The 25,197-nt window shown below is 68.1% G+C and carries 26 protein-coding genes; 11 read left to right on the top strand and 15 right to left on the bottom strand.

Annotated features, from left to right (window positions below):
- Nucleotides 1–47: 47 nt before the first annotated feature.
- On the bottom strand, nucleotides 48–1,838 hold the full coding sequence (locus tag OJF58_RS03025; protein ID WP_300781594.1) for an acyl-CoA dehydrogenase: 1,791 nt from the start codon (nucleotides 1,836–1,838) through the stop codon (nucleotides 48–50).
- Nucleotides 1,839–1,914: 76 nt separating this feature from the next.
- On the opposite strand from OJF58_RS03025, the gene OJF58_RS03020 reads away from it, so the two are divergent.
- The 6 genes from OJF58_RS03020 (at nucleotide 1,915) to OJF58_RS02995 (ending at nucleotide 7,293) form a co-directional block, all read left to right on the top strand.
- Entirely contained in the window at nucleotides 1,915–2,688 is a 774-nt protein-coding gene (locus tag OJF58_RS03020; RefSeq protein WP_300781593.1) for an enoyl-CoA hydratase/isomerase family protein, read from the top strand.
- Between the two features lie 8 nt (nucleotides 2,689–2,696).
- Entirely contained in the window at nucleotides 2,697–3,593 is an 897-nt protein-coding gene (locus OJF58_RS03015) for an adenylate/guanylate cyclase domain-containing protein (RefSeq protein ID WP_300781592.1), read from the top strand.
- A 15-nt stretch (nucleotides 3,594–3,608) separates the two neighbouring features.
- On the top strand, nucleotides 3,609–5,450 hold the full coding sequence (locus OJF58_RS03010) for a protein kinase (RefSeq protein WP_300781591.1): 1,842 nt from the start codon (nucleotides 3,609–3,611) through the stop codon (nucleotides 5,448–5,450).
- The gene (locus OJF58_RS03005) at nucleotides 5,447–6,004 is read left to right on the top strand and encodes a glycine zipper domain-containing protein (RefSeq protein ID WP_300781590.1); all 558 of its coding nucleotides are present in this window, start codon (nucleotides 5,447–5,449) and stop codon (nucleotides 6,002–6,004) included. The genes OJF58_RS03010 and OJF58_RS03005 overlap by 4 nt, the downstream gene beginning before the upstream one ends.
- Nucleotides 6,005–6,139: 135 nt before the next feature.
- A complete protein-coding gene (locus OJF58_RS03000; RefSeq protein ID WP_300781589.1) occupies nucleotides 6,140–7,009 on the top strand; it encodes an isocitrate lyase/PEP mutase family protein in 870 nt (289 codons plus the stop codon).
- Nucleotides 7,006–7,293, top strand: a complete 288-nt coding sequence (locus OJF58_RS02995; RefSeq protein ID WP_300781588.1) for a hypothetical protein — start codon at nucleotides 7,006–7,008, stop codon at nucleotides 7,291–7,293. The genes OJF58_RS03000 and OJF58_RS02995 overlap by 4 nt, the downstream gene beginning before the upstream one ends.
- Before the next feature lie 3 nt (nucleotides 7,294–7,296).
- Here the strand turns inward: OJF58_RS02995 and OJF58_RS02990 are convergent, their stop codons facing one another.
- The 4 genes from OJF58_RS02990 to cysQ are packed head-to-tail and all read right to left on the bottom strand — an operon-like array spanning nucleotide 7,297 to nucleotide 11,997.
- On the bottom strand, nucleotides 7,297–8,739 hold the full coding sequence (locus OJF58_RS02990; RefSeq protein ID WP_300781587.1) for an FAD-binding oxidoreductase: 1,443 nt from the start codon (nucleotides 8,737–8,739) through the stop codon (nucleotides 7,297–7,299).
- Complete coding sequence (locus OJF58_RS02985) at nucleotides 8,736–10,205, bottom strand: FAD-binding oxidoreductase (protein ID WP_300781586.1); 1,470 nt, start codon at nucleotides 10,203–10,205, stop codon at nucleotides 8,736–8,738. Before OJF58_RS02985 ends, OJF58_RS02990 begins: the two co-directional genes overlap by 4 nt.
- Nucleotides 10,206–10,228: 23 nt before the next feature.
- Nucleotides 10,229–11,206: an L-threonylcarbamoyladenylate synthase gene (locus OJF58_RS02980; RefSeq protein WP_300781585.1), complete on the bottom strand. Its 978-nt coding sequence runs from the start codon at nucleotides 11,204–11,206 to the stop codon at nucleotides 10,229–10,231.
- A complete protein-coding gene (gene cysQ / locus OJF58_RS02975) occupies nucleotides 11,203–11,997 on the bottom strand; it encodes a 3'(2'),5'-bisphosphate nucleotidase CysQ (protein WP_300781584.1) in 795 nt (264 codons plus the stop codon). Before cysQ ends, OJF58_RS02980 begins: the two co-directional genes overlap by 4 nt.
- 44 nt (nucleotides 11,998–12,041) lie before the next feature.
- Here cysQ and mtnN point away from each other — a divergent pair, with 44 nt between their 5' ends.
- The 3 genes from mtnN to OJF58_RS02960 all read left to right on the top strand — a co-directional run bounded on the left by mtnN (nucleotide 12,042) and on the right by OJF58_RS02960 (nucleotide 14,226).
- Nucleotides 12,042–12,800, top strand: a complete 759-nt coding sequence (gene mtnN / locus OJF58_RS02970) for a 5'-methylthioadenosine/S-adenosylhomocysteine nucleosidase (protein ID WP_300781583.1) — start codon at nucleotides 12,042–12,044, stop codon at nucleotides 12,798–12,800.
- Between the two features lie 11 nt (nucleotides 12,801–12,811).
- Entirely contained in the window at nucleotides 12,812–13,663 is an 852-nt protein-coding gene (locus OJF58_RS02965; protein ID WP_300781582.1) for an SDR family oxidoreductase, read from the top strand.
- Nucleotides 13,664–13,800: 137 nt separating this feature from the next.
- Nucleotides 13,801–14,226: a hypothetical protein gene (locus OJF58_RS02960; protein WP_300781581.1), complete on the top strand. Its 426-nt coding sequence runs from the start codon at nucleotides 13,801–13,803 to the stop codon at nucleotides 14,224–14,226.
- A gap of 2 nt (nucleotides 14,227–14,228) precedes the next feature.
- On the opposite strand, the gene OJF58_RS02955 is transcribed toward OJF58_RS02960, so the two are convergent.
- Complete coding sequence (locus tag OJF58_RS02955; RefSeq protein WP_300785147.1) at nucleotides 14,229–14,726, bottom strand: gluconokinase; 498 nt, start codon at nucleotides 14,724–14,726, stop codon at nucleotides 14,229–14,231.
- A gap of 32 nt (nucleotides 14,727–14,758) precedes the next feature.
- Nucleotides 14,759–15,997, bottom strand: coding sequence for an LLM class flavin-dependent oxidoreductase (locus tag OJF58_RS02950; RefSeq protein ID WP_300781580.1), 1,239 nt, complete (start codon nucleotides 15,995–15,997; stop codon nucleotides 14,759–14,761).
- 71 nt (nucleotides 15,998–16,068) lie between these two features.
- Between OJF58_RS02950 and OJF58_RS02945 the strand changes: the two genes are divergently transcribed.
- The gene (locus OJF58_RS02945) at nucleotides 16,069–16,800 is read left to right on the top strand and encodes a 3-oxoacyl-ACP reductase family protein (protein WP_300781579.1); all 732 of its coding nucleotides are present in this window, start codon (nucleotides 16,069–16,071) and stop codon (nucleotides 16,798–16,800) included.
- On the opposite strand, the gene OJF58_RS02940 is transcribed toward OJF58_RS02945, so the two are convergent.
- Genes OJF58_RS02940 through cyoA form a run of 5 tightly spaced genes read right to left on the bottom strand, consistent with a single transcriptional unit; the run spans nucleotide 16,793 to nucleotide 20,788 of the window.
- Entirely contained in the window at nucleotides 16,793–16,981 is a 189-nt protein-coding gene (locus tag OJF58_RS02940) for a hypothetical protein (protein ID WP_300781578.1), read from the bottom strand. The genes OJF58_RS02945 and OJF58_RS02940 overlap by 8 nt on opposite strands.
- Nucleotides 16,982–17,001: 20 nt before the next feature.
- Nucleotides 17,002–17,388, bottom strand: a complete 387-nt coding sequence (gene cyoD, locus OJF58_RS02935; protein ID WP_300781577.1) for a cytochrome o ubiquinol oxidase subunit IV — start codon at nucleotides 17,386–17,388, stop codon at nucleotides 17,002–17,004.
- Nucleotides 17,381–18,016 carry a cytochrome o ubiquinol oxidase subunit III gene (gene cyoC / locus OJF58_RS02930; protein WP_300781576.1) on the bottom strand — a complete coding sequence of 212 codons (636 nt, stop codon included), beginning with the start codon at nucleotides 18,014–18,016 and terminating at the stop codon, nucleotides 17,381–17,383. The genes cyoD and cyoC overlap by 8 nt, the downstream gene beginning before the upstream one ends.
- Nucleotides 18,013–19,992 carry a cytochrome o ubiquinol oxidase subunit I gene (cyoB, locus tag OJF58_RS02925; protein WP_300781575.1) on the bottom strand — a complete coding sequence of 660 codons (1,980 nt, stop codon included), beginning with the start codon at nucleotides 19,990–19,992 and terminating at the stop codon, nucleotides 18,013–18,015. The genes cyoC and cyoB overlap by 4 nt, the downstream gene beginning before the upstream one ends.
- Nucleotide 19,993: 1 nt before the next feature.
- Nucleotides 19,994–20,788, bottom strand: a complete 795-nt coding sequence (gene cyoA, locus OJF58_RS02920) for a ubiquinol oxidase subunit II (protein WP_300781574.1) — start codon at nucleotides 20,786–20,788, stop codon at nucleotides 19,994–19,996.
- Between the two features lie 132 nt (nucleotides 20,789–20,920).
- Between cyoA and OJF58_RS02915 the strand changes: the two genes are divergently transcribed.
- Complete coding sequence (locus tag OJF58_RS02915) at nucleotides 20,921–21,202, top strand: hypothetical protein (protein ID WP_300781573.1); 282 nt, start codon at nucleotides 20,921–20,923, stop codon at nucleotides 21,200–21,202.
- A 3-nt stretch (nucleotides 21,203–21,205) separates the two neighbouring features.
- Here the strand turns inward: OJF58_RS02915 and OJF58_RS02910 are convergent, their stop codons facing one another.
- The 3 genes from OJF58_RS02910 to OJF58_RS02900 are packed head-to-tail and all read right to left on the bottom strand — an operon-like array spanning nucleotide 21,206 to nucleotide 25,157.
- A complete protein-coding gene (locus OJF58_RS02910) occupies nucleotides 21,206–23,416 on the bottom strand; it encodes a molybdopterin cofactor-binding domain-containing protein (RefSeq protein WP_300781572.1) in 2,211 nt (736 codons plus the stop codon).
- Complete coding sequence (locus tag OJF58_RS02905; RefSeq protein ID WP_300781571.1) at nucleotides 23,413–23,898, bottom strand: (2Fe-2S)-binding protein; 486 nt, start codon at nucleotides 23,896–23,898, stop codon at nucleotides 23,413–23,415. Before OJF58_RS02905 ends, OJF58_RS02910 begins: the two co-directional genes overlap by 4 nt.
- On the bottom strand, nucleotides 23,895–25,157 hold the full coding sequence (locus OJF58_RS02900; protein ID WP_300781570.1) for a cytochrome c: 1,263 nt from the start codon (nucleotides 25,155–25,157) through the stop codon (nucleotides 23,895–23,897). The genes OJF58_RS02905 and OJF58_RS02900 overlap by 4 nt, the downstream gene beginning before the upstream one ends.
- Nucleotides 25,158–25,197: the final 40 nt, after the last annotated feature.

The following is a 25,197-nucleotide window of genomic DNA, read 5'->3' as shown; positions in this document are numbered from 1 at the left end:
GGCGAAAGCCCGGGCCTCGTCCTCGGGCAGCTCGATCAGACCCTGGCTCAGAATTGATCCTCCTTCAGGGCGAACACCGTCCGGCCGGCGGCCTTCAGAGGGCCGAGCTGGGCGAGTGCCGGCGGCAGGACCACGTCGGCATAGAAGCGCGCCGTTACCAGCTTGGCTTCCAGGAACGCCGGATCGCCCTCGCGGGCGGCGAGCTTTTGCGTGGCCACCAGCGCTCCCCGGGCGAGCAGCCAGCCGCCCAGGGCCGTCCCGGCCAGCCGCAGGAAGGGCACCGAGCCGGCGAGCGCGCCGACGAGGTCGGCCTTCACCGACTGGGCCACCCACTTGGTGGCGTCCTCCACGGCATCGGCCGCCGCCTGCAGGCCGGTCCGGATCGCCGCCAGATCGTCACCGGGCATGGCGGACATTTCCTGCGCCAGCGCCCGCATCTCGCTCACCAGCCCCAGCATGGTCTCGCCGCCATCCTTGGCGACCTTGCGGCCCACCAGGTCGCGCGCCTGGATGCCGTTGGTGCCTTCGTAGATCGGCAGGATGCGCGCGTCGCGCAGATGCTGCGCCGCGCCGGTCTCCTCGATGAAGCCCATGCCGCCGTGGATCTGCACACCCAGGGAGGCGATCTCGTTGCCGAGATCGGTGAACCAGGCCTTCACGATCGGGATCAGGAGATCGACGCGATCCTGCGTCCGGCGCGCCGCCTCCTTGTCGGGATGCTTCAGCGCGCCGTCGATCCCCGCTGCGGTGTAGTAGCCCAGCGCCCGCATCGCCTCGATCTGGGCGCGCATGGTCATCAGCATGCGGCGCACGTCGGCGTGATGCACGATCGGGACGGACCTGGCGTCGGCGCTGGCGTCGTCCTTCGACTGCACCCGCGTACGCGCGAACTCGGCCGCCTGCTGGTAGGCCCGCTCGGCGATGGCGAGGCCCTGGATGCCGACCGAGAGGCGGGCGTTGTTCATCATGGTGAACATGTAGGAAAGGCCGCGGCCTTCCTCGCCCACCAGATAGCCCACCGCGCCGCCATCGTCGCCGTAGGACATCACGCAGGTGGGGCTCGCGTGGATGCCGAGCTTGTGCTCGAGCGACACGCAGCGCAGATCGTTGCGCCTGCCGGGCTTGCCGTCCGGCCCGACCAGGAACTTCGGGACGATGAAGAGCGAGATGCCGCGCACGCCGGCCGGCGCGTCGGGCGTGCGCGCCAGCACGAGATGCACGATGTTCTCGGTCAGGTCGTGCTCGCCGTAGGTGATGAAGATCTTCTGGCCCGTGACCAGATAGTGGTCCCCGTCCTTCACCGCCCGCGTCTTGAGTTGCCCGAGGTCGGAGCCTGCCTGCGGCTCGGTGAGGTTCATGGTCCCCGTCCATTCGCCGGAGATCATCCTGGGCAGGAAGGTGGCCTTCTGCTCGGCCGACCCGTGATGATGGATGGCGTCGATCGCCCCCTGGTTCAGCAGCAGAACCAGGCCGAAGCCCATGTTGGCGGCCTGCCACATCTCCTGGACGCTGGTGGCAAGCAACCAGGGCATGCCCTGACCGCCGAACTCGGGGTCGAAGGGCAGCGAATTCCAGCCGCCGTCGACGAACTCCTTGTAAATCCTGGCGAAGCCGGGGGCCGTGCGCACCACTCCGTTCTCCAGCCGTGCGCCCGCCTTGTCGCCCTCGCGGTTGAGCGGTGCGAGACCGTTGCCGGCAAGCTTGGCGGCCTCCTCCAGCACGGCGTCTATCGTGTCGTCGCTGGCATGCTCGTAGCCCGGCAGATGGGCAACCTGGCCAAGTCCTGCCACTTCGCGCAACGCGAAACGCATGTCGGCAAGGGGCGCGATATAGGTCATCGGGGTCTTTTCCTCCCGCCGCACTATGGCGCGCTCAGTCGCCTTTGGCGACCGGGTCGGGTATCCTTGGGCCGACATGACCGATCCTGTTTTGCTTACAATCGATGGCCAGCGCGCCACCATCACGCTCAACGACCCTGCCAAGCACAATCGCCTGGACACGGCCGGCCTCGGCAGGCTGCGCGAGGCGATCGAAGCCGCCGATGCCGATCCCGATGTGCGGGTGACGGTGCTGACCGGCGCAGGAGAGAAGACCTTCTGCTCCGGCTACGATCTGGGCTCGATCCCGTCGGGCAAAGGCGCCCGTCCGTCCGATGGCCGCGACAGCTTCGAGACCGTCATGGATCGGCTCGAGGCCATGCGCATGCCCACGCTGTGCGCCCTGAACGGCGGCGTCTATGGCGGAGCCACCGACATGGCGCTGGCCTGCGATTTCCGGCTGGGCGTCAAGGGCATGCGGTTCTTCATGCCGGCCGCGCGCTTTGGCCTGCACTACTATCCCAGCGGCTTGCGCCGCTACACCCAGAAGGTGAGCCCGAGCTTCGCCAAGCGGGCGTTCCTGCTGTCGGAGGACTTCACCGACGAGGACCTGCTGCGCGTCGGCTACCTCGACTGGCTGGTCGAACGGGCGGAATTCCGCTCCAGGGTCGACGAGATCGCCGGTCGGCTCGCCGGCCTCGCGCCTTTGTCGATGTCGAACATGAAGCGGGCGATCGAGCAGTTCGCCCAGGCCGAGCCCGACATCGGCCGCATCCGCGAAGGGATTCACGAGTGCCAGACGTCGGAGGACCTGCGCGAAGGCCTGACGGCGCTGCGCGAGCGCCGGGCGCCGGCCTTCAAGGGAAGATAGGATCCGTCATGCAGCGCCGCCTCGCCGCCATCGTCCATGCCGATCTCGCCGGCTTCACGCGGATGATGGAAGGCGCCGAGACCCGCACCTTCCGCCATCTGAAGTCCGCCCAGGCGGAAGTCTGGAAGCCGGCCATCGAGGCCGGCGGCGGACGGCTGGTGGGCACGGCCGGCGACGCCATGCTCGCGGAGTTCAGCTCGGCCGTCGGCGCGCTGGCCGCCGCGATCGACATCCAGGAGCGCATGGCGCGCTTCAACGAGGCGCTGACCGAGAACCAGCGCATGCTGTTCCGCATCGGCGTGCATCTCGGCGAGGTGATCATCGACGAGGAAGACCAGAACATCTTCGGCGACGGCGTCAACCTCGCCGCGCGCATCCAGGCGATCGCCGATCCGGGCGGCATCGCCGTGTCGCGCGCGGTCCGCGACGTCACCCAGCTCAGGATCGATTACGCCTTCGTCGATGGCGGCGAGCATCAGCTCAAGAACGTCAGCCGGCCGATCCAGATCTTCCACGTTCGCAGTGCCGCCGCGGGCAGGATGAACGAATCGGCGAAGACGACGACCCGCCTTCTGCCGCAGGTCACGCTGCGTTTCGAAGGCACCAATTCAGCGGGACAGAAATATTCCTTCGATGTCGCGCTCGACAAGCTCGTGACGCTGGGCACGGGCATGGTGCTCGGCCGCGCCGCCGATCAGTGCGAGCTGGTGATCCCCCATCCGACCGTGTCGCGCCGCCATGCGCGACTGATGATCAACGGCGACGCCCTGCAGGTGGAAGACCTCGGCTCGACCAACGGCACGGCGGTGAACGGCACGGTTGCGCCCGCGGGGATGCCGGTGGCCTTGCAGACCGGCAGCCGGCTGCGGGTCGGCGACGTGGAATTGTCGATCCGGCAGGTCTAGAACCGTCGACCGAAGATGACCAACCCGAGCAATACCGTCGATCAGCGGGCCGTTCAGCCGCCGGAGGTCGATTTCGCGGCGCTGGTCCCCGGACAGACGATCGGGCGCTACGAGATCGTTTCCGTTCTCGGGCAAGGCGGCTTCGGCATCACCTATCGGGCGCGCGACGTGCAGCTCGGGCGCGAGGTCGCGATCAAGGAATATCTGCCGTCGGCGCTGGCCATGCGGCAGGACGGATCCACGGTCGTGCCGCGGACCACCAAGCTGGCCGACGACTTCGGCTGGGGGCGCGAACGCTTCGTGTCGGAGGGCCGGACGCTGGCCACGCTGCATCGCGCCCCGGCGATCGTCCACGTGTTCGACTTCCTGGAGGCCAACGGCACCGCCTACATTGTCATGGAGCTGCTGAGCGGCGAGACACTGGAGGATCGCCTGAAGCACGCTGGCACGCTGGCGGCCGACGAGGTCGACCGCATCGTCTGGCCCTTGCTCGACGGGCTGCAGCAGGTGCACGAGGCGGGCTTCCTCCATCGTGACATCAAGCCGGCCAACATTCTGCTCGACGCCGCCGGCAATCCGACTCTGATCGACTTCGGCGCCTCGCGTGCGGCGATGGCAGGCCGCACGACGGCCATGACCGCGATCTTCACGCCGGCCTACGCGGCGCCGGAGCAGATGACCTCGGCCAAGCAGGGACCGGCGACGGACATCTACGGCCTGTCGGCGACGCTCTACCACGCGATCACGGGCAAGCCTCCGCTCAGCAGCTTCGACCGCTTGCTGAACGATGCCTACGAGCCGCTGGCCCAGCTCAGGCCGGCCGGCTTCGCGCCGGGACTGCTGGCCGGCATCGATGCCGGCCTGGCAGTGGCGGCGCGGGACCGCCCGCAGAGCATCGCGAGCTGGCGACCTTTGCTCGGTCTCAATGCCGCACCGGCCGGCGACGCCACGGTGGTCATGAGCCCGCCGGGGCCACCGCCGCGCCACGTCTCCACGCTCGGGACATCGGCGGCGGACCCGCCGGCGAAAGGCCGGGCGGGGCTGTGGGCGGCGGTCGCCGCGGTCGTGGTGCTGCTGCTGGCCGGAGGCGGATATTACGCTGTCGCCATGCGCGGCCCCGATCCCGAGACGGTCAGGGCGCGCGTGGCCGCGCAGCAGGCGGAAGCGGCGCGCAAGCAGGCCGAGCAGGAAGCCGCGAAGCTCCGGGCCGAGGCCGAGCAGCGGCAGAAGGCCGAGCAGGAAGCGGCGGAGCGCAAGCGCCAGGAGGAGGCGCAGGCCGCCGAGCGCAAGCGGATCGAGGAGGAGACGCGACAGAAGATCGAGGCGGAGCTCGCCGCACAGCACCAGGCGGAGGAGGCGGCCAAGGCGAAGGCGGAGCAGGAGGCCGAGGCGCGCCGCGAAGCGATCGAGGCCGCGCGCAAGGCGATCGAGTTCGTCGCCGGCGATTTCGATCATTTCGGCAAGACGTTGATGATGATCGGCCTCAAGGACCATCCCGGCGAGATCAGGCTGCAAGGAGTGGACATCGTCGATGTGCCCGCCCTGCGCCAGCTCGCGGTCGACGCCCTCGCCAAGCAGGAGCGGCACCTGAAATGCCGTCAGACCGACCGCCTGACCGACGGCACGCCCCTCTATCGCTGCCTGATCACGCCCTTGAACGCCAAGAAGCCGCTGGCCGATGTGCCGGATTCGGAGCGGAGCGACCTCGCATTGGCCCTCGTCCGCAATGGTCTGGTGCTGGCATCTTGCGATGCCCCGCGTGCCTACGCCGACGCCGAAGACGAGGCGCGTAGCCGCGGGCAGTCCCTTTGGGGTAGAGTGAAAGTAACAGAATACAAACGGAGATGCTCAAAATGACGGGGATAGTGTGCGGTACGGCTTCCGGCAGCGGAATCCGGCCGAGATTTATCGCGCGCGTCGCGGGACTGATGATCGCCTGCGCCGTCGCCGCCGGCTGCATGACCGGCAACGATTCCCAGCCGTCCAACCAGACGACCGGAACCGTGCTGGGGGCGGCGCTGGGCGGCACGGTGGGTGGTCTGGCCTTCGGCAGTGTCGGCGGCGCGGTGGGCGGCGCGCTGGTCGGCGCCCTCGCCGGCAATCTGGTCGGCCGCGCGCTCGACGACCAGGAGCGGCGGCGCTTGGCGGAGGCGACACAGCGCGCCTACGCCTCGGAGACCGACGAGGCCACGGTGTACACGGTCGAGCCGGCGCGGACCAACTCGTCTTCACCGCCACCGCCGCCAACCGTGGTGGCGGCCAAGCCGGTCGGCCCCAAAACCACGCGTCCGGACGGCGGCACCTGCCGGCCGATCGAGCTGACGGCCACCAAGAACGGCCAGACCACGCGCGAGACGACGACCTTCTGCCAGGCATCGGGTTCGAGCGAGCTGAAGCCGGTTTCGGTCTGAGACCTGACCCGGATGCGATAGCGGCGTTCAGGCCGCCCGTGATCGGAGCGCCTTCGGGCGCTCCGTCTGCTTGGGGCTTGCCACCAACGGCCGGCCAATGCGCAATGGGCGCTGGCATAGCGAGAGGATAGTCCGATGGCTGGAAATGCGAAGGCAGCCGCCCTGCGTGCGCGGCTGGCGAAGGGCGAATTCATCCTGGCGCCCGGCGTCTATGACGGGATCTCGGCCCGCGTCGCCGACCGCATGGGCTTTTCCGCGCTCTACATGACCGGATACGGCGCCACGGCCTCGATGCTCGGTCTGCCCGACGCCGGCCTCGCCACCTACTCGGACATGGTCGGCCGCGCCGAGATGATCTGCTCGGTGATCGAGACGCCCCTGATCGCCGACGCCGACACGGGCTACGGCGGGCTCCTGAACGTCCAGCGCACGGTGCGTGGCTACGAGGCGGCGGGGGTCGCGGCGATCCAGATCGAGGACCAGGAGATGCCCAAGAAGTGCGGCCATACGCCGGGCCGCCGCGTCGTGCCGGCCGAGGATATGGTGCTCAAGATCAGGGTGGCGGTCGAGGCGCGACGCGATCCCGCGACGCTGATCGTGGCCCGCACCGACGCCCGCACCGCGCTCGGCCTCGACGAGGCGCTGCGCCGTGCCAGACTGTACGAAGAGGCGGGGGCCGACATCATCTTCGTGGAATCGCCGGAGAGCGAGGCGGAGCTCGAACGCATCGGCCGGGAGGTGGAGAAGCCGCTGCTCGCCAACATGGTCGAGTTCGGCAAGACGCCGCGCGTGGCGACGGCCCGGCTCAAGGAATGGGGCTTCGATCTCGCGATCTATCCTGGACTGGGCTTCAGCGTCGCCGCCGAGGCGATGCGCGAGGCGTGGCAATATCTCAAGGAAAAAGGCACCAGCGTCGACATGAAGGTGCCGCAATATCGTGGCATGCACGAGCTCATGGGGTTTCCCGAGGTGTGGGACTTCGAGAAGAAGTGGGCGCAGTTTTGAACGCACGTCAGCTTTTCGAGCTTCTCGCCCGCCTGCCGGCGCGCGTCTGGCTGCAGGCCGTTCTCGGCCTGATCGGCTTCGTCGTGCTGGCGGTGCTGGGCTTCGCGGTGATCGCGGGCGTCGCCGCAATCGCGCTGCTGGTCATTTTCGCGCTGAAGGCGAAGCAGTGGCTGCGGTCGCTCCTCGACGACCGCGAACGGGCCGGCCCGCCCGACCGGCCGCGCGCCAGGGTGACCGATGTCTCCTACGAAATCGTCGACCGTCGACAGGACGAGCGACAATAGCGGTCAGATCTGCACGATCTTGCCGGGATTCATGATGTTCTGCGGATCGAGTGTGCGTTTGAGAGTGCGCATCGTGTCGAGCTCGATCTTGCTGCGGTAGTGCGCCAGCTCGTCGAGCTTCAATCGCCCGATGCCGTGCTCGGCCGAGATCGAGCCGCCATACCGCACGACAACGTCGTAGACGGCGCTGCTGATGGCCTCGCCATGCTTCATGAAGCGCACCTTGTCCCAGCCGGCGGGGGCCTGGCAGTTGAAATGCATGTTGCCGTCGCCGACATGGCCGAACGGAACGGGCCGGCCCTCCGGCAACGCCTTCCGCATCGCAGCCAGGCCTTCTTTCATGAAGGCCGGCATCTTGCCCACGGCGACGGAGATGTCGTGCTTGATCGACGGGCCTTCTTTCTTCTGCGCTTCTGAATGGTTCTCGCGCAGCGCCCAGAAGGCGCGCGCCTGGCTCTCGTTCTGGGCGATCGCGGCATCGAGCACGAGGCCCTTTTCCATCGCCTCGCCCAGATAGGCCTCCATCTTGGCGCCGAGACTGCCTTCGTTGCCGCCCTCGCGACGGGCGCGGGCCGACGACCATTCGAGCAGCACGTACCAATCGTGCCTCTCCGCCAGAGGATCGGCGGCGCCGGGGATATGTTTCAGCACGAAGTCGATGCCCTGGCGGCTCATCAGCTCGCAGGAGGTCACGTTGTCCTCGGAGGCGGCATGCGCGCCGCTCAGCAGCGCAACCGCCGCGTCGGGCGAGGGAACGGCGACCCAGGAGGTCGCGATGTCTCGGGGCTTCGGCCACAGCTTCAGCACCGCCTTGGTGATGATGCCGAGCGTTCCCTCGGCGCCGAGATAGAGATCGCGCAGGTCGTAGCCGGTATTGTCCTTCTTGAGCGCCCGCAGTCCGTTCCAGATCTCGCCGGCCGGTGTCACCACCTCGAGGCCGAGCACGAGCTGGCGCGCATTGCCGTAGTGCAGCACCTGTACGCCGCCGGCATTGGTCGACAGGTTGCCGCCGATGGTGCAGCTTCCCTCGGCGGCGAGGCTCAGCGGAAAGAGTCGGTCGTGCGCCGCCGCGGTCTCCTGGATGGTTTTCAGCACGACGCCCGCCTCGGCGGTCATCGTATAGCCGATGGTGTCGACCTCGAGGATGCGGTTCATGCGCGTGAGCGACAGCACGACCGCGCGCCCCGTCTCGGGCGGAACGCCGCCGCCGACCAGCCCCGTATTGCCGCCCTGGGGAACCACCGCGACCGCCTCGGCGGCGCAGAGCCTGACGATCGCCGCCACCTCCTCGGTCGAGACGGGGCGCACCACGGCGAGCGCCGCGCCGAGATAGTTCTCGCGCCAGTCGCTCAGGTAGGGGCGCTTGCCGTGCTCGTCGACGATCAGCCCTTTGTCGCCGACAATGGATCGCAGCTTGGCGACGAAAGCGGACGCGTCGAAGCTCATGAGAGGCGCAGGACCTTGCCGGGATTCATGATGTTCTTCGGATCGAGCGCGCGCTTGATCGTGCGCATGATGTCGAGCTCGATCCTCGACCGGTAGTGGGCCAGCTCGTCGAGCTTCTCGATGCCGATGCCGTGCTCGGCCGAGATCGATCCCGCCATCGAGGTGACGAGGTCGTTCACCGCCCGTGTGATGGCCGGCGAATACTGCCGAAGCGTCTCGCGGTCCATGCCCTTGGGGCCCATGAACGAGAAGTGGATGTTGCCGTCGCCGATATGGCCCAGCGGATAGGGACGGATGGTCGGCAGGATGTCGAGGGCGGCCTTGATGCCCCTGTCGATGAAAACGGGGATCCGGGAGACCGATACAGAGATGTCGTAGCTGAGGCCCGGCCCCTCGGCGCGCGAGGCCTCGGCGACGCCCTCGCGGATGCGCCACATGTTGCGCGACTGCGCCTCCGTCTGCGCGATCACGGCGTCGAGGATGCGGCCCCCCTCCATCTGGTCGGCGAGGAACTGCTCCATCTTCTCCGACATGCCCTCGGCGCCGTCCTGGCGCGGCCGCGACGACGACCATTCGAGCAGGAGATACCACGGCGTCTCGGCCTTCAGCGGATCCTGCGTGCCGGGAACGTGGCGCAGCACCATGTCGGTGCAGGTGCGGCTCATCAGCTCGCACGAGCCGACATTGTCCTCCGACGCCGCATGGGCTTCCGACAGGATCTCGACCGCCGCCTGCGGATCGCGGACCGCGAGCCAGGCGGTGCAGATGTCCTTGGGTGCGGGCCAGAGCTTCAGCACCGCCTTGGTGATGATGCCGAGCGTGCCTTCGGCGCCCATGAACAGATGCTTGAGATCGTAGCCGGTATTGTCCTTCTTGAGCGAGCGCAGACCGTCCCAGACGTCGCCGTTGGGCAGCACCACCTCGAGGCCCAGCACGAGGTTGCGGGCATTGCCGTAGCGCAGCACCTGCACGCCGCCCGCATTGGTCGAGAGGTTGCCGCCGATCATGCACGAGCCCTGCGCGCCGAGGCTGAGCGGAAAGAAGCGATCGTGGCTGGCCGCCGTCTCCTGCAAGGTCTGCAGCACGCAGCCCGCCTCGACCGTCATGGCGTAGCCGACCGGATCGACGCTCAGCACGTGGTTCATGCGGCCGAGCGACAGCAGGATGCCCTGATGCGTGGGCCACGGCGTGGCGCCGCCCATCAGGCCTGTATTGCCGCCTTGGGGCACGATGGCGATGCCGTTGTCATGGCAGAGCTTCACCACCCGGGATACTTCTTCGGTATTGGCCGGCCGCACCACCACGGCCGCCGTGCCGACGAGCGAGCCGCGCCAGTCGGTCACGAACGGCTGTTTGCCCTGCTCGTCGAGGATCAGGCCCTTGTCGCCCACGATGGCGCGCAGGGAGTCGACAATTGCCGGCGTCACGGGGACCGTCGGAATGGCGGGAATGGCGGTGTCGGGCATCGTTCCTCTCTTGGTCCACGAGCTTAGCCCTGGCGCTTTGCGCCGTCATCCGCGGCCGCCCGGCGCAGCCTGTCGTTGATCGCAAGCCCCAGTCCCGTATGCGGAACGGGCATGACCGCGATGCGGCCGACTTCCGGCCGGTCGAGCGCGCGCATATGCGCGAACAGATTGGCGGCGGCCTCGGCGAGATCGCCGGTCGGGCTGAGATTGCGGGTCATCACCGCGCCGGCGGGCGGATGAGGCCCGAAAGCGAGAAGTGCTTCGTCGGCCGAGACGGTGGTCGCTTCCAGCCGCACCGGGCGTGACGGCGCATAATGGCTCTCGAGCTGGCCCGGCGAGGAGCGGGCGGCGTCGCCCATCGGCAGTGCGGTGGAGAGGGCAATCGGGCCAATGACGGCCTCGATCGCCTCGCGTGTCGCCCCGCCCGGTCGCAACAGCACAGGTGTCGCGCCCGTGAGATCGAGCACGGTGGATTCCACGCCGACTGCGCAAGGGCCGCCATCCAGGATCAGCGACACGCGCTCGCCCAGCGACTCGGCGACATGCTCGGCGCGCGTCGGGCTGACGGCGCCGCTGCGATTGGCCGATGGAGCGGCGAGCGGCAGGCCGGCGGCGCGGATCAAGGCCTGCGCCACGGGATGCGCCGGCGCGCGGATGGCCACCGTGTCGAGGCCCGCCGTCGCCAGCAGGGCGATCGGCGACCGCTCGGCCCGCGGCAGGACGAAGGTCAACGGGCCGGGCCAGAACGCGGCGGCAAGCCGCTCGGCGGCGGCGCTCCATCGCACGAAGCGCTGTGCGTCCGCGGCGCCGGGCACATGCGCGATCAGCGGATTGAACCGCGGCCGGCCCTTGGCCTCGAAGATGGCCACGACGGCGCGCTCGTTGGTGGCATCGCCACCCAGCCCGTACACGGTCTCGGTCGGGAAGGCGACGAGGCCGCCCTTGCGCAGGAGACGCACGGCGTCCTCGATCGAGCTCGCCGTCGGCGCGACGATCTTCATCGCACAGGCTTGCCGCGGGCGATGAAGTGCGGATTGGCGAAGCCCGGCTTGCCGTAGAGCAGCGGCTTGCCGTCGGTGGTCACGACCTCGCCGCCTGCCGCCTCGAGGACCGCCTGGCCGGCGGCGGTGTCCCATTCGTTGGTCGGGCCGAAACGGGGATAGATATCGGCCCGGCCCTCGGCGATCAGGCAGAACTTGAGCGACGAGCCCGCCTGCTTGCGCTCGGCCACGATGAGGCCGTTGGTGCGAAACCAGATGTCGAGATCGCTGTAGATGGCATGGCTTCGGCTGGCAAAGGCGGTGAGGCCTTCGGCCGGCGGCACGCGCGTGGCGATGCGCGCGAAGCGGGACCCTTTCTCGCTCTTGTCGGCCCCCAGCTCCATCGCCCCGCGCCACAGCGTCTCGCTGGCGGGCGCGAGCACGATGCCGAGGATCGGCCGGCCGCTCTCGATCAGGGCGATGTTCACCGTGAACTCGCCGTTCCTCTTGATGAATTCCTTGGTCCCGTCGAGCGGATCGACCAGCCAGAAGGGGCCGCCATCGAGCTTCGGCACGCGACCCGCCGCCATCTCCTCCTCGGCCACCACCGGCATGTCCGGCGTCAGGTCGCGCAAGCCCGCCAGGATGACGGCCTCGGCGGCGTGGTCGGCGTCGGTCACCGGGCTCTTGTCGGCCTTGGTCCGTTCACCGAGATCGCCGGCATAGATGCGCATGATCTCCCGCGCGGCGTCGCGGGCGAAGCCGGTGCAGGCGTCACGCAGGGTCTGCAAGGGGGAGAGGGGCGAAGTCACGGCGGAGTTGCTTTGATGGCGGCGACCTTATAACCCATTCGCCCATGGCAAACAGGCTTTTGGGCGTCCTTTCGGCGATGCCCGAGGAACTCGCGCATCTGGCCGACGATTCCGGCGGCCGGACCACCATCGGCGGGTTGTCCTATCTCAGGGGCCACATTGCCGGTCGCGCGGCGGTCTTCGTCGAATGCGGGATGGGAAAGGTCAATGCCGGCGTCGCCGCGGCATTGATGCTCGATCGTTTTCCATGTGCGGCGCTGATGTTCTGCGGCGTCGCGGGCGGTCTCGATCCCGCTCTGGGCGTGGGCGATGTCGTCGTCGGCACGCGTAACCTGCAGTACGACTACGGCGCCGAGCTGGAGGCGGGCTTCAAGACCTATCAGCCGGGAAAGCCGCCGCTGCCGGGCTTCGACGATGCCCATGGCTACGACGTTCCAGCCGACCTCGTCGAGCGCCTGAAGGACGCCGTTGCGGGCGTGAGGTTCGAGGCGCTGCCGGCCGATGTCGGCGCGGGCCAGCGCTTGCCGCGCGTCAGCTTCGGGCCGATCGCCACCGGCGACTGCTTCGTCAACAGCGAGCGCACGCGCAAGCGCCTGCACGGTGCCTACGGCGCGCAAGCGTGCGAGATGGAGGGCGGTGCCGTGGCGCAGGTCGCGGAGCGCTTCGGCGGCCTGCCGCTGGTCAATATCCGTTGCCTCAGCGATCTCGCGGGCGCGGAGAGCCATCTCGACTTCGGGGCGTTTCTGCCGATCGCCGCACGCAACGCATCGCTGGTGGCGCACAGACTGGCGCCGGCCATCTAGGGAGAAAGGTCATGGGCAGGCTCGACGGCAAGGTCGCCATCGTCACGGGAGCGACCAGCGGCATCGGTCGGCGCACGGTCGAAATCTTCGTGCAGGAGGGCGCCAGGGTGGTAGCGACGGGCCGGCGCGAGGAACTCGGGCGGTCGCTCGAGCAGGCGCTGGGCGAGGACAGGTGCCTGTTCGTGAAAGCCGACGCCACGCAGGAAGCCGACGTGAGGGCGATGATCGAGACGTGCCTCGCCAGGTGGGGGCGGCTCGATTGCCTCTTCAACAATGCCGGCGGCCCCGCGCCGGTAGGGGGCATCGAGACCGTTCCCGTCGAGGGCTTCGATGCGGCGATGGCGACGCTCGTGCGTTCGGTGATGCTCGGCATGAAGCACGCCGCACCCGTCATGATGAAGCAGGGCTCGGGCAGCATCATCAACAACGGCAGCGTCGCCGCGCGTCGGGCCGGCTACTCGACGTCGATGATCTATGGCGCGGCCAAGGCCGCCGTGAACCACCTCACGGTCTGCGCCGCCATGCAGCTCGGCGAGAAGAACGTGCGGGTGAACTCGATCTCGCCGGGCGGCATCGCCACCGGCATCTTCGCCAAGGCGCTGGGCCTGCCGCCCGACAAGGCCGACGGCTACGCCGAGGCGATGAAGACCGGCATGGCGAAGAACCAGCCGATCCCGCGCGCCGGCAGGACCGACGATATCGCCTACGCCGCGGTATTCCTCGCCTCCGACGAGTCGAGCTTCGTCAACGGCCACGATCTGGTGGTCGACGGCGGCCTGGTCGGCGGCCGGATGTGGACGCCCCACCAAGAAGGGGTGAAGGCCATGCGACAGGCCTTCGGTGTGGATGAAGCACCAACTTGATTCGCGCTCTATGAAGCAGATTGCGGAACCTGTGGATTAAATCCGCGCGCCGGCCTAACCTGTTCTGACGGAAGGGGGAGTTCGGATCGATGCGTGGGCACCTGTTGCTCGCGGTGGGCGCGATGTTGGCTGGTTGTGTGCAAACGACGGCTGATCCGTCCTACCGCCCGGTCAGCCTTCCGGAGCCGTATCGCAGCTATCCCCAGCCGCCTGTCGGAACGCCGATCGAGGCTGGCGTCCCCCTGAAGCTCGACGAGCGCCAGCAGGAGGCCGTCATCTCCGCCGTCCTCAAATGGATGAAGGACCCGCGGACCGCCTCCTTCAGCGAGTTGCGGGCGACCAGGAACAAGCACGGCTGGATCACGGTCTGCGGCGCCGTGAACGGCCGCAATTCGGCGGGGGCCTATGTGGGCATGGCGCCTTTCATCGGCGCGATGAGGAGCACGCCCACGCCGTCCGAGTTCATCGTGGTCGAGATCGGCGCGTTCGAGCCGCAGCGCAGCGATGTCGAGACCCTCTGCCGCGAAAGCGGAATCATGCTCGCGCCGCCGCGAAGCTCGTAGGTTCAGACGGCGCGGGCCTCGAGCTGCCGCACGATCTCGGCCGCGATCTCGGCCGGTTGGCCGCTGACGTCGACGACGATCGGATTTTCGTCGGGCCCCGGTTCCTCCAGCGTCGCGAACTGGCTGTCGAGCAATGCGGCTGGCATGAAATGCTTGCGGCGCGCCGCCATCCGCTGGTGGATGAGTTCCCATGACCCGTGGAGATAGACCAGCGTCACGTCCTTGCGGTCGCCGATGACGATGTCGCGATAGCTGCGCTTCAGCGCCGAGCAGGTCAGCACGCCCGATTCGCGGCGCGAGCGCCAGTCGTCGATCTTCCCGGCGATCCTGTGCAGCCAGGGCAGGCGGTCGGCGTCGGTGAGCGGCGTGCCGCCGCGCATCTTCTCGACGTTCGACTGCGGATGCAGATCGTCGCCCTCCAGGAACTGGCAGTGCAGGGCGTCGGCCAGCAGGATCGCGATCGTGGTCTTGCCCGATCCCGAGACGCCCATCACCACCACGATGGCCAAGCGGGGCTCCGAGCTCGCCGCTTCTACTTCGCGCGCTGGCGCGCCTTCTCGAAGTCGGGGACCTGGGCCGAGGCGGCGGCGACGCGCGGAGAGGCCGTGACCTTGAGCGCTTCGGCCGCCGACTTGTTCTCCATGATCTTGGCCATGACCGCCTGGTTGGCGCGCTCGAACACGCCGCGATTCTCGATCAGGAACTTCTGCGACTGGCGAAGCTTGGCGACGTAGCCGTTGACCTCGGGCACGACGTATCGGGCGACGAGATCCCAGCTCCTGAACGTGTTCTCGATATTGGCCCAGTCGTGGACGAAGCCGACGACCGTGCCGAAGCCGCCGCTCTTCTCGTACACCGACCGGATCATCTTCACGAGGTCGTCGGGCGTGCCGATCACGGCGGCCGATCCCGAGGCGAAAGCCGTCTGCTCGATCGCGTCGTCGGGCGATCTGAAAGGTGTCGAGCCCGGCCGCTGCAGGGTGCCGTGGACGTACTCGTTGTGCCAGCGCATCAGGCCGTGCCGGGCTTCCTCGATCGCCTTGTCGCGGGTTTCGGCGATGTGCCAGTTGAGGAGCACCCGCCAGTTGCGGCGATCGACGGTCTGGCCGTGTTTTCTGGCTGCCTCCTCGGCGAAGCCCCATTGCGTCGGCAGGGCGGTCAGGCCTTCGGTCGACATCGAGCCCAGCGAGATGATGCCGATGCCATGCTTGCCGGCCAGCGTCATGCCGGACGGGCTGATCTGCGAGGCGACGGCGAACGGCATCTCCTCCTGCAGCGGGAGAAGCTGCAGCGCCGCGTCTTGCAGCGTGAACCAGTCGCTTTTGGCGGTCACGCGCTCGCCCCGGAACAGGCGCCGGATGATGCCGATGGCCTCGTCCTGCCGATCGCGCTGGACCATCGGATCGATCCCGAGCGTATGGGCGTCGGACGGCAGCGCGCCCGGTCCCGAGCCGAAGATCGCCCGGCCGCCGGTCATGTGGTCGAGCTGCACCATGCGCTGCGCCACGTTGTAGGGATGATGGTAGGGCAGGGAGACGACGCCGGTGGCGAGCTTGATGCGCTTGGTGTGCTCGCCGGCGGCGGCCAGGAACATCTCGGGCGAGGCGATCATCTCCCAGCCGGAGGAATGGTGCTCGCCGCACCAGAATTCGTCGTAGCCCAGTTCGTCCAGATGCTGGACGAATTTGATGTCCCGGCGGAACTGCAGCATCGGGTGCTCGCCGATGGGATGATGCGGGGCGAGAAAGGCGCCGAAACCAAGCCGATGCATAAGAACCTCCCTGAACGGTCGTTCATTCGCCTAACATGTCCAACCGGATCGGTCGATAGAGGGAGGCGAAAATGGCGGAGGTCAGCGGGCGGACGGCGTTGATCACGGGCGGCTCGCGCGGCATCGGACGCGCGATTGCGATTTCGCTGGCCGAAGCGGGCGCTGCAGTCGCGGTCAATTTCCGGGACAATGCGGCGGCTGCCCAGTCGGTCGTCGAGACGATCCGCAAGGCGGGCGGCAGGGCGATGGCGGTTCGTGCGGATGTGTCCAGCAGCACCGAGGTCGCGGCGATGGTGGCCGCCGTACGACGCGAGCTCGGCGCGATCGACGTGCTGGTCAACAACGCCGGGATCGGCCTCATCCGGACCATCGACGAGCTCACGGAGGACGTGTTCGATCAGACAATCGCCGTGAACCTGAAGTCGGCGTTCCTTTGCACGCAGGCCGTCGTTCCCGAGATGCGCGCCCGAGGATGGGGCCGGATCGTCAACATCTCGTCGGGCGCGGCCCGCGGTGCAGGCGGCATCGGCCCTCACTACAACGCCTCGAAGGCGGGCCTGGAGGGGCTGACGCGCGGCTATGCGGCGCGGCTGGTGAAGGACGGCATCACGGTGAATGCGGTGGCGCCGTCCCTGATCGAGACCGACATGGTACGATCGGGCCTCGCTTCGTCGCCCGCGCGCATTCCCCTGGGGCGCTTCGGCACCCCCGAGGAGTGCGCGCAGATCGTCCTCATGCTCGTGGGCAACGCCTACATGACCGGCCAGACCGTCGCCTTGAGCGGCGGCATGTCGTTCATTTAGTCCGGCGGGCGCGCGCGGCGCTCTTCTCGAACATCTCGCGCATCGCCACCGGCCGCTTGTATTTCTTCAGGAGGTCGGCGACGGCTTCGTCCATGAGCTCCTGGAAGCTCTTGCCCGTGTCGGATTCGAGGATCTCGAGGGCATTCAGGCTGGTCGGCGCGATCTGGACCATCTTGCGCATGGCATGGACTCCTGCGGCCGCTAGTGCCGAGTCTGCAGCATATGCTCCATCGGCGTCATGTTGGCGTCGAGATTGGTCATGATCAGCATCGAGCCGAACACGATCAGGGCGACGACGAAGATGCCGAAGGCCAGCGCCAGGAAATTGTTGGTGTCGTCGGGGCCGCTCGAGATGTGGAAGAAGAACACCACATGCACGCCCATCTGGCCAATCGCCAGCGCGGCGAGCAGGACCGGCACCGCGGGTTTCCATACCGTCTGCGTGTCGGCCACCCAGAAGGAAGCCGCGGTGAGGACGATCGCGAAGCCCAGGCCCGCCAGATAGGCACGCAGGCCGCCACGGCTCGTCCGGGCGCCGCCCGGCGCATGATCGTGCGCCGCGGCCTGCTGCTGGTGCGGGTCAGACATAGCCTGCTCCCAGATAGACGATGGTGAAGACGCCGATCCAGACGATGTCGAGCGCATGCCAGAACAGCGTGAAGCAAAGAAGCCTTCGCACGACCACCGGCCGGAACCCCAGCGTCGCCACCTGCGCCATCATCACCACCAGCCAGCAGAGCCCCAACGTGACGTGCAGCCCATGCGTGCCCACCAGGGTGAAGAAGGCAGAGAGGAAGGCGCTGCGCGTCGGTCCCGCGCCTTCGGCCCCCATGCGCAGGAACTCCGACAGCTCCAGCCCTATGAACGCCGCGCCGAGGACGAAGGTGGCGGCGGCCCACAGATAGGTCGCGGCCGTGGAACGGCGCTCGATGGCGAGGCTGCAGAGGCCGCAGGCGAAGCTCGAGAACAGCAGGCAGAAGGTCTCGATCAGGACATGGCCGCGATTGAACAGATGGAGGCCGTCGGGGCCGCCCGCGGTGCGGCCGGCAAGGACGGCGTAGGTCGCGAACAGCGCCGAGAAGATCACGATGTCGCTGAGGAGGAACAGCCAGAAGCCGAAGCCGACCACGATCTCCACGGGCGCCGGGCCGCGCTCGGACAGCGGAATTCCGGTCTTGCTGTCGACCGGCGTCGTGAGGGTGTCGACGACGCTCATGCCGACGCCTCGCGCTCGCGCGCCTGTTCGGCCGCGGCGATCACGTCGGCGGGAATCTCGATCTCGCCGTGGATGCGCCAGGCGTGGGTCAGCGCCGACGCCGCCATGCCGATCAATCCGACGATCGCCAGCCACCAGATGTGCCAGACCAGGGAGAAGCCCGCGATCACGGAAAAGAACGAGACGAAGAATCCCACCGGCGTCGGTCGGGGCAGGGCGACCGGCCGCCAGCGGCGCGACGCCTGCGGCCCGGTTGTCCCGCGGCCGGCCTGCTTCATATGCCAATAGGCGTCCACGCCCTCGACCCGTGGCAGGACCGAGAAGTTCCAGGCCGGCGGCGGCGAGGACGTCGACCATTCGAGCGTGCGTCCGTTCCAGGGATCGCCGGTGCGGTCGCGGCGCGTCTCGCGCGTGCGGATGCTGACGACGAGCTGCACGATGATGCAGGCGATGCCGGCCAGGATGACGACCGCTCCGACCAGGGCGATCACGAACATCGGTTGCCAGTCGGTCTCGGGGTAGTGCTGCATGCGCCGCGTGGCGCCCATCAGGCCCAGCGCATAGAGCGGCATGAAGGCCAGGTAGAAGCCGATCAGCCAGCACCAGAACGCCGCCTTGCCCCACCGCTCGTCGAGCGTGAAGCCGAAGGCCTTGGGGAACCAGTAGGCGTATCCCGCGAAGGCGCCGAACAGCACGCCGCCGATGATGACGTTGTGGAAGTGCGCGATCAGGAACAGGCTGTTGTGCAGAACGAAGTCGGCCGGCGGCACGGCCAGCAGAACGCCGGTCATGCCGCCGATCACGAAAGTGCAGATGAAGCCCAGCGCCCAGAGCAGCGGCGAGGCGAAGCGCACGCGGCCGCCATAGAAAGTGAAGAGCCAGTTGAAGACCTTCACGCCGGTCGGCACGGCGATGATCATGGTCATGATGCCGAAGAAGCCGTTCACGTCGCCGCCCGCGCCCATGGTGAAGAAGTGATGCAGCCACACCATGAAGGAGAGCATGCAGATCGCCATGGTGGCGACGATCATGGAGCGGTAGCCGAACAGCGGCTTGCCGGAAAAGGTCGAGATCACCGCCGAGTAAACGCCGAATGCCGGCAGGATCAGGATATAGACTTCGGGATGGCCCCACGCCCAGATGAGGTTGACGTACATCATCATGTTGCCGCCGGCCGTGTTGGTGAAGAAATGGAAGCCGAGGTAGCGGTCGAGCAGCAGCATGGCGAGGGTCGCCGTCAGGATCGGAAAGGCGGCGACGATCAGGAGGTTCGAGGCCAGCGCCGTCCAGCAGAACACCGGCATGCGGCCATAGCCCATGCCGGGCGCGCGCAGCTTCAGGATGGTCGTGGTGAAGTTGATGCCGGTCAGCAGCGAGCCGGCGCCCGAGATCTGCAATGCCCAGAGATAGTAGTCGACGCCGACGCCGGGCGAGTAGGCGAGCTCCGAGAGGGGCGGATAGACGAGCCAGCCGGTCTTCGCGAACTCGCCGACGGCAAGCGACATGTTGACAAGCAGCGCGCCGGCGGCGGTCAGCCAGAAGCTGACCGAGTTCAGCACCGGAAAGGCGACGTCGCGCACGCCGAGCTGGAGCGGCACGACGAAGTTCATGAGGCCGATCATGAACGGCATGGCGACGAAGAAGATCATGATCGTGCCGTGCGCCGAGAAGATCTGGTCGAAATGGTCGGGCGGCAGGTAGCCCTGCGAGTTGCCGGCGGCGAAGGCTTGCTGCAGGCGCATCATCATCGCATCGGTGAAGCCGCGCAGCAGCATCACGAGGGCGAGCACGCCGTACATGACGCCGATGCGCTTGTGGTCGACGCTGGTGATCCATTCGCGCCAGAGATATGGCCACCAGCCCTTGAGGACGACCGTGAGCAGGACCGCCGCGATGGCGACCATCATCATCACCGATGCCGCCATCGGGATGGGCTTGTCGAACGGAATGGCGTCCCAGGAAAGCTTGCCCAGCATGCTACTGGCCTGTCGCTTCCCCGATGATGGCCTGGAACATCCGCGGCGCAACGGTCGCGTAGGTCATCGGCTGGCGGACGATGCCGGGCCGGGCGAGCGCGGCGTAGCTTGCCTCGTCCAGCTTGTCCTTTCCGGCGTGCGCCTCGGCAAGCCAGGCCGCGAAGCGGTCGGCCGGCACGGCGAGAACGTCGAAGCGCATGTCGGAGAAACCATCGCCGCTGAACTGGGCGCTGAGGCCGGGAAAGGTGCCCGGCCTGTCGGCCTGGAGGTTGAGCTGCGTCGTCATGCCCGCCATGGCGTAGATTTGGCTGCCGAGCTGCGGCACGAAGAAGCTGTTCATCACCGTCGCCGAGGTGACGCTGAAGTGCAGCGGTCTCTCCACGGGAACGACCAGCCGGTTCACCGTCGCCACACCTTCACCGGGGTAGATGAAGAGCCACTTCCAGTCGAGCGACACGACCTGGATCTCGAGCGGTGGCTCCGACGAGGCGATCGGTCGCGGCGGATCGAGCTCGTGCGAGCTGATCCATCCGGCGCCGCCCAGGAACAGCACGACGAGGGCGGGAATCGACCACACCACCAGCTCGATCGGTCCCGAATACGACCAGTCGGGCAGGTAGCGCGCGCGGCGGTTGCTCGCGCGAAACCACCAGGCGAAAGCAATGGTCAGGACGATGACCGGGACGATCACCGCGAGCATGATCGAGGTGGCGTTCAGCAGGATCAGCCGCTCCGCCTTGCCGATCGGGCCCTGCGGATCCAGCACGCCGACATGCCAAGGCCAGATCGAGTCCAAGGCCCCTCCTCGCAAACCGGGTGTAACGCGTCCGGCTGGAGCGGGTTCCCGATCGTTCGCTTTCAGACTGCGCTTCGCATCAAAGCGTCGCAACCGGAAATCAGTACAACCGTTTCTTCGGCTATGGTTGCCATGGCTCTGATGGACGACGAACGGGCGGCACTCGAGCAGTTGGCGGCCTTCGGGCCGGATCGCGGGCTCGATCCGCCGTTGCGCGGCCGCCTTGCCCTCTACAAGCTGATCGACGAGACGCCGCAGGGATGGAAGATCACTGCCCTGGGGCGCGAGGTGCTCGCGAGCGCGCCGCAGCGCCGGCCGAAGGAAACGTCGGCGAGATCCGAGGAGACCGCGCCGTCGGCCGAGGGCGAACGGCACTACGGTCGAAAATCGCGCGACACCTCCTGGCTCGACTGACTCTCAGCTTCGAAGGGCGGCCCTGATGCGGTCGGGCGTGAACGGCATGTCGCGCAGGCGATGGCCGAGCGCGTCGGCGATCGCATTGGCGAGCGCCGCCGCCGTCGGTCCCTGACCGGCTTCCCCCGTGCCGAGGAACGGCTCGCCCGGCCGGTCGACGACATGGACGTCGATCGCGGCCGGCACGCCCGGGAAGCGCAGGATGGGATAGGCGCTCCAGTCGAAGCTCGTGCGATGGCTGGTATCGAACGTGACGGACTCCAGCAGGCTCCAGCTCAACGACTGGATGATCGCGCCCTCGATCTGGTTGCGGATGCCGTCGGGACTGACCGCTTCGCCGCTGTCGACCGCGGCGACGGCGCGCCGTACTTCGACCGCGCCGGTATCGGGCTCGACCTCGATCTCGAGGGCGACCGCGCAGTAGGCGCCGAGGTTCTTGTAGCGGGCGAAGCCGAAGCCGCAGCCACGGCCGGGGCGGGCGCGCTTCGTGCGCCGCTTCCAGCCGAAGCGGTTGGCGGCGGTCTCGACGACCTTTCGCGCACGCTCGTCCGTCAGATGGATGAGTCGAAGATCGACCGGGTCCATGCCTGCCGCTGCCGCCAGCTCGTCCATGAAACTTTCGATGGCGAACACGTTCATGTGCGCGCCGAGGGAGCGCAGCGCGGAGACGCGCACCGACGCCCGCTCGACGAAATGATAGACGCCGCGCGCGTTCGGAAGGGCATAGATCGGATTGGCGTTACGGTCGCCGCCGCCTTCCGGCATGGGAATCGGCTTTGGCGTCTGCGGCGCAAAGGCCGGCTCGAGCTCGGCGCCGGCCAGAAGGCCGCCGGCGCTGGTCGGCCGGCCGTTGTGCGCATGGCTCCAGACATCGTGCCGCCAACTCACGATGCGGCCGTCCGCGCCCAGCGCGCCCTGCAGCTCGACCACCATGGCCGAGCCCAGCGGCTCCCAGCCATGCTCCTGCTCGCGGGTCCATTGCAGGCGCACCGGCCGGCCCGGGACGGCGCGCGCTGCAAGGGCCGCGTCGGCGGCAACGTCGTCGGCGCCATTGTGGCCATAGCAGCCCGAGCCCTCGACATGGATGCAGCGGACCTTGTCCAACGGCAGGTGCAGCAGCTCCGCCAAAGATTTGCGCAACGGCGAAACGCCCTGGCTGTGCGTCCAGACCATGAGACCGTCGTCCTGCCACAGCGCGACGGCGCACGACGGCCCGATCGAGCCGTGCATCAGGAAGGGACGGCTGTAGCGCGCCTTCAGCAGCCGCGCGTCGGCGGGCGCGGGCGGGCCCGGATAGGCGAAGATCGGGATCTCCCGGGCAGGCAAGCCACGGATCGCCTCGCGCAGATCCGCGGGAGGGAGCGGGACGCCGCGCCTTTCCCATCCCGCCGCCTGCAGCCGGCGCAAGGCTTTGACGGCGTGCCACTCCTTGGCGGCGATCACTGCCAGGAAGCGCCCCTCGCGCACGACGCGTACGATGCCGGGCATCTTGGCCGCGGCGTCGATGTCCGCCTGTTTCAGTTGCGTGCCGTCGCTCGGGCCGCGAACGACGCGGGCATGCAGCATGTTGGGGGCACGGATGTCCTGCACGTAGGCGGCGCCGCCGCTCACCTTGGCCGGAAGGTCTATCCGCGGCACGTTCTCCCCGATCAGGCGGCGGCCTTTGGTGCGCCGCGGCACATCGGGCTTCGCCATCACGTGCAGCGACAAGCCGGCCGCCAGATCGCCATAGCCGAGATGCTGGCTGCGGGGTCCGTAGGCCCTGCCGTCCTGCAACTCGACCTGATCGATCGAGGTCGCGAATCGCCAGGCCGCCGCTTGCGTGAGCTGCACGCGTACGTTCGCCGCGGCGTTGCGGAGCGCCATGCCGCTGTTCTGCATCGAATGGCTTCCCGCGGTGACACCCTCGTCGGGCGTGCGGCCGGTGTCGGCAGTGATGAGCATGATGGCGGCCGGCGACACGCTGAGCTCGTCGGCGACGATCTGCACCAGGGCCGTCTTCAGCCCCTGGCCCAGTTCCGCCTTGCCGGTGAATACGGTGATATTGCCTGCCGGATCGATGCGTATCCAGGAATCGAGGAAGGGATATCGGTCGAGATCGCCCGGCAGCCTGGCGGAATCGCCAAGCTCCTGCGCCTGCCCGCGCGGCGCGCTTGCGAAGGCGACCGCGAGGCCGCCATTGGCCAGCAGGGTCCGTCGCGTGAGGCCGGTCACAGCGCGGTTTCCTCCTTGACCCCGCCGCCCATGGCAACGGCGGCCCGCCTCACCGCACGCAGGATCCGCATATGGGTGCCGCAGCGACAGAGATTGGGCGCGAGATGGCCGCGCAGCTCGGCCTCGGTCGGGCGGTTGTTGCGCTCGAGCAGGGCGTGCGCGCGCATGATCATGCCGGCGATGCAGTAGCCGCACTGGGCAGCCTGCTCGGCTTCGAACGCAGCCGGGAGAGCCCCCGGCTTGTCGGGCGTTCCCAGACCCTCGATCGTGCGCACCTTGCGGCCCTCAAGGGCTGCGACCGGCAGCAGACAGGAAAAGGCCGGACGGTCGTCGACCAGGACGGTGCAGGCGCCGCACTGGCCGAGACCGCAGCCGAACTTGGCGCCGTTCAGCCCGAGCTCGTCGCGCAGCACGTAGAGCAGCGGCGTGTCGGGGTCGACATCGAGGGAGTGTGCGATCCCGTTCACGCTGAGGCCGATCATTCGCCGGCTGCCTTGCGCACGTCGGCGACCGCTGCGTCGAGGTCCTGCCACGGCGGCAGATCGGTGTAGCGGGCCCGCAGGTAGGCGGCGATCTCGCCGAGCTGGCGGTCGCTGAAATCGTTGCCGAAGCCGGGCATCGACGGGCCGGCCCGGCCGGGAGGCGGCGTGAGACCCTGGACGATCACGTGAAGCGTGTTGTGCGGTGTCTTCTCCTGCAGCGAGGTCGTCCAGCCGAGCGGCGGCCGTCCCTGCTGCATCAGGGGCGCCCCGGTCTCGTGGCAGGCAGCGCATGCGCCGGCAAACAGGATCGCACCTTCGGCGTGCGCCTGATCGGCGTGGTCTTGCCTGTCTTGCAGCATTGCGTCGCCTTTCGCCGCGGGTGCATCGGCCATCAGGCCGGCAAAGTAGGCGGCGATCGCCCGCACGTCGGCCTCCGGCGCCGCGGCCAATTCGCGCGTCACATTCCTCATTGGCCCGGCCGCCGCCGCGTGCGTTCGGCCGACGCCGGTGCGCAGGTAGATGAACAGCTCGTCGGCGGTCCAGGGCCGCACCGCCGGCGACCGGGCATTGAGCGGCGGTGCGTACCAGCCTTCGGTCCAGGCCCCGTCGTAGGCGCGCCCGCTGATCTCCGCTCCCCACCGATTGCGCGGCGTATGGCAGGCACCGCAGTGCGCCAGCCCTTCGGCGAGAGAGCGTCCGCGATCGCCATCTCCGGTCGGCTCGCTCGATAGAAAGAGAAGGTTCCAGATCGCGAGAAGCGGCCGATATCCGAACGGCCAGTCGAGTCGATTTTCCGCGGTCTTTGCCGGCGCCGCCGGGCGGGTCATCAGGAAGGCGTAAAGCGCATCGAGTTCGCTGTCGCTTACGCGCGCGAAATGGTCGTAGGGGAAGGCCGGGTAGAGAAAGCGGCCGTCCCGCGACACGCCCTCGCGCATCGCGCGCGCGAAGGCAGCAGCCGACCAGCGCCCGATGCCGGTCTCGGGGTCGGGGGTGATGTTGGTGGTGTAGATCGTGCCGAAGGGCGTCCGCAGCGCCCGGCCGCCGGCGAAAGGCTGTCCGCCGGGGGCGGTGTGGCAAGTCCTGCAATTGCCGAGATGGGCAAGCGCCTCGCCATGCAGAACCGTCGTGTGGTCGAAGCTCGTGGCGGCAGGCGGCGGGATCGGCGGCAGGGCCGGCTCCCAGATCAGCAGCGCCGCCGCTGCCGTGATTGCGACAAGCCCCAGCGCGATCGCCGCAAGGAGCCAACCGCCTCGAGTCAAGTTCCAGCTCCATTAGGGCAGTTCAGGTCGGGCCGGGAGT

Source organism: Enhydrobacter sp. (assembly GCF_030246845.1).
Taxonomy (GTDB): Bacteria; Pseudomonadota; Alphaproteobacteria; order Reyranellales; family Reyranellaceae; genus Reyranella.
This window is presented reverse-complemented; position numbering and strand designations above follow the sequence as displayed.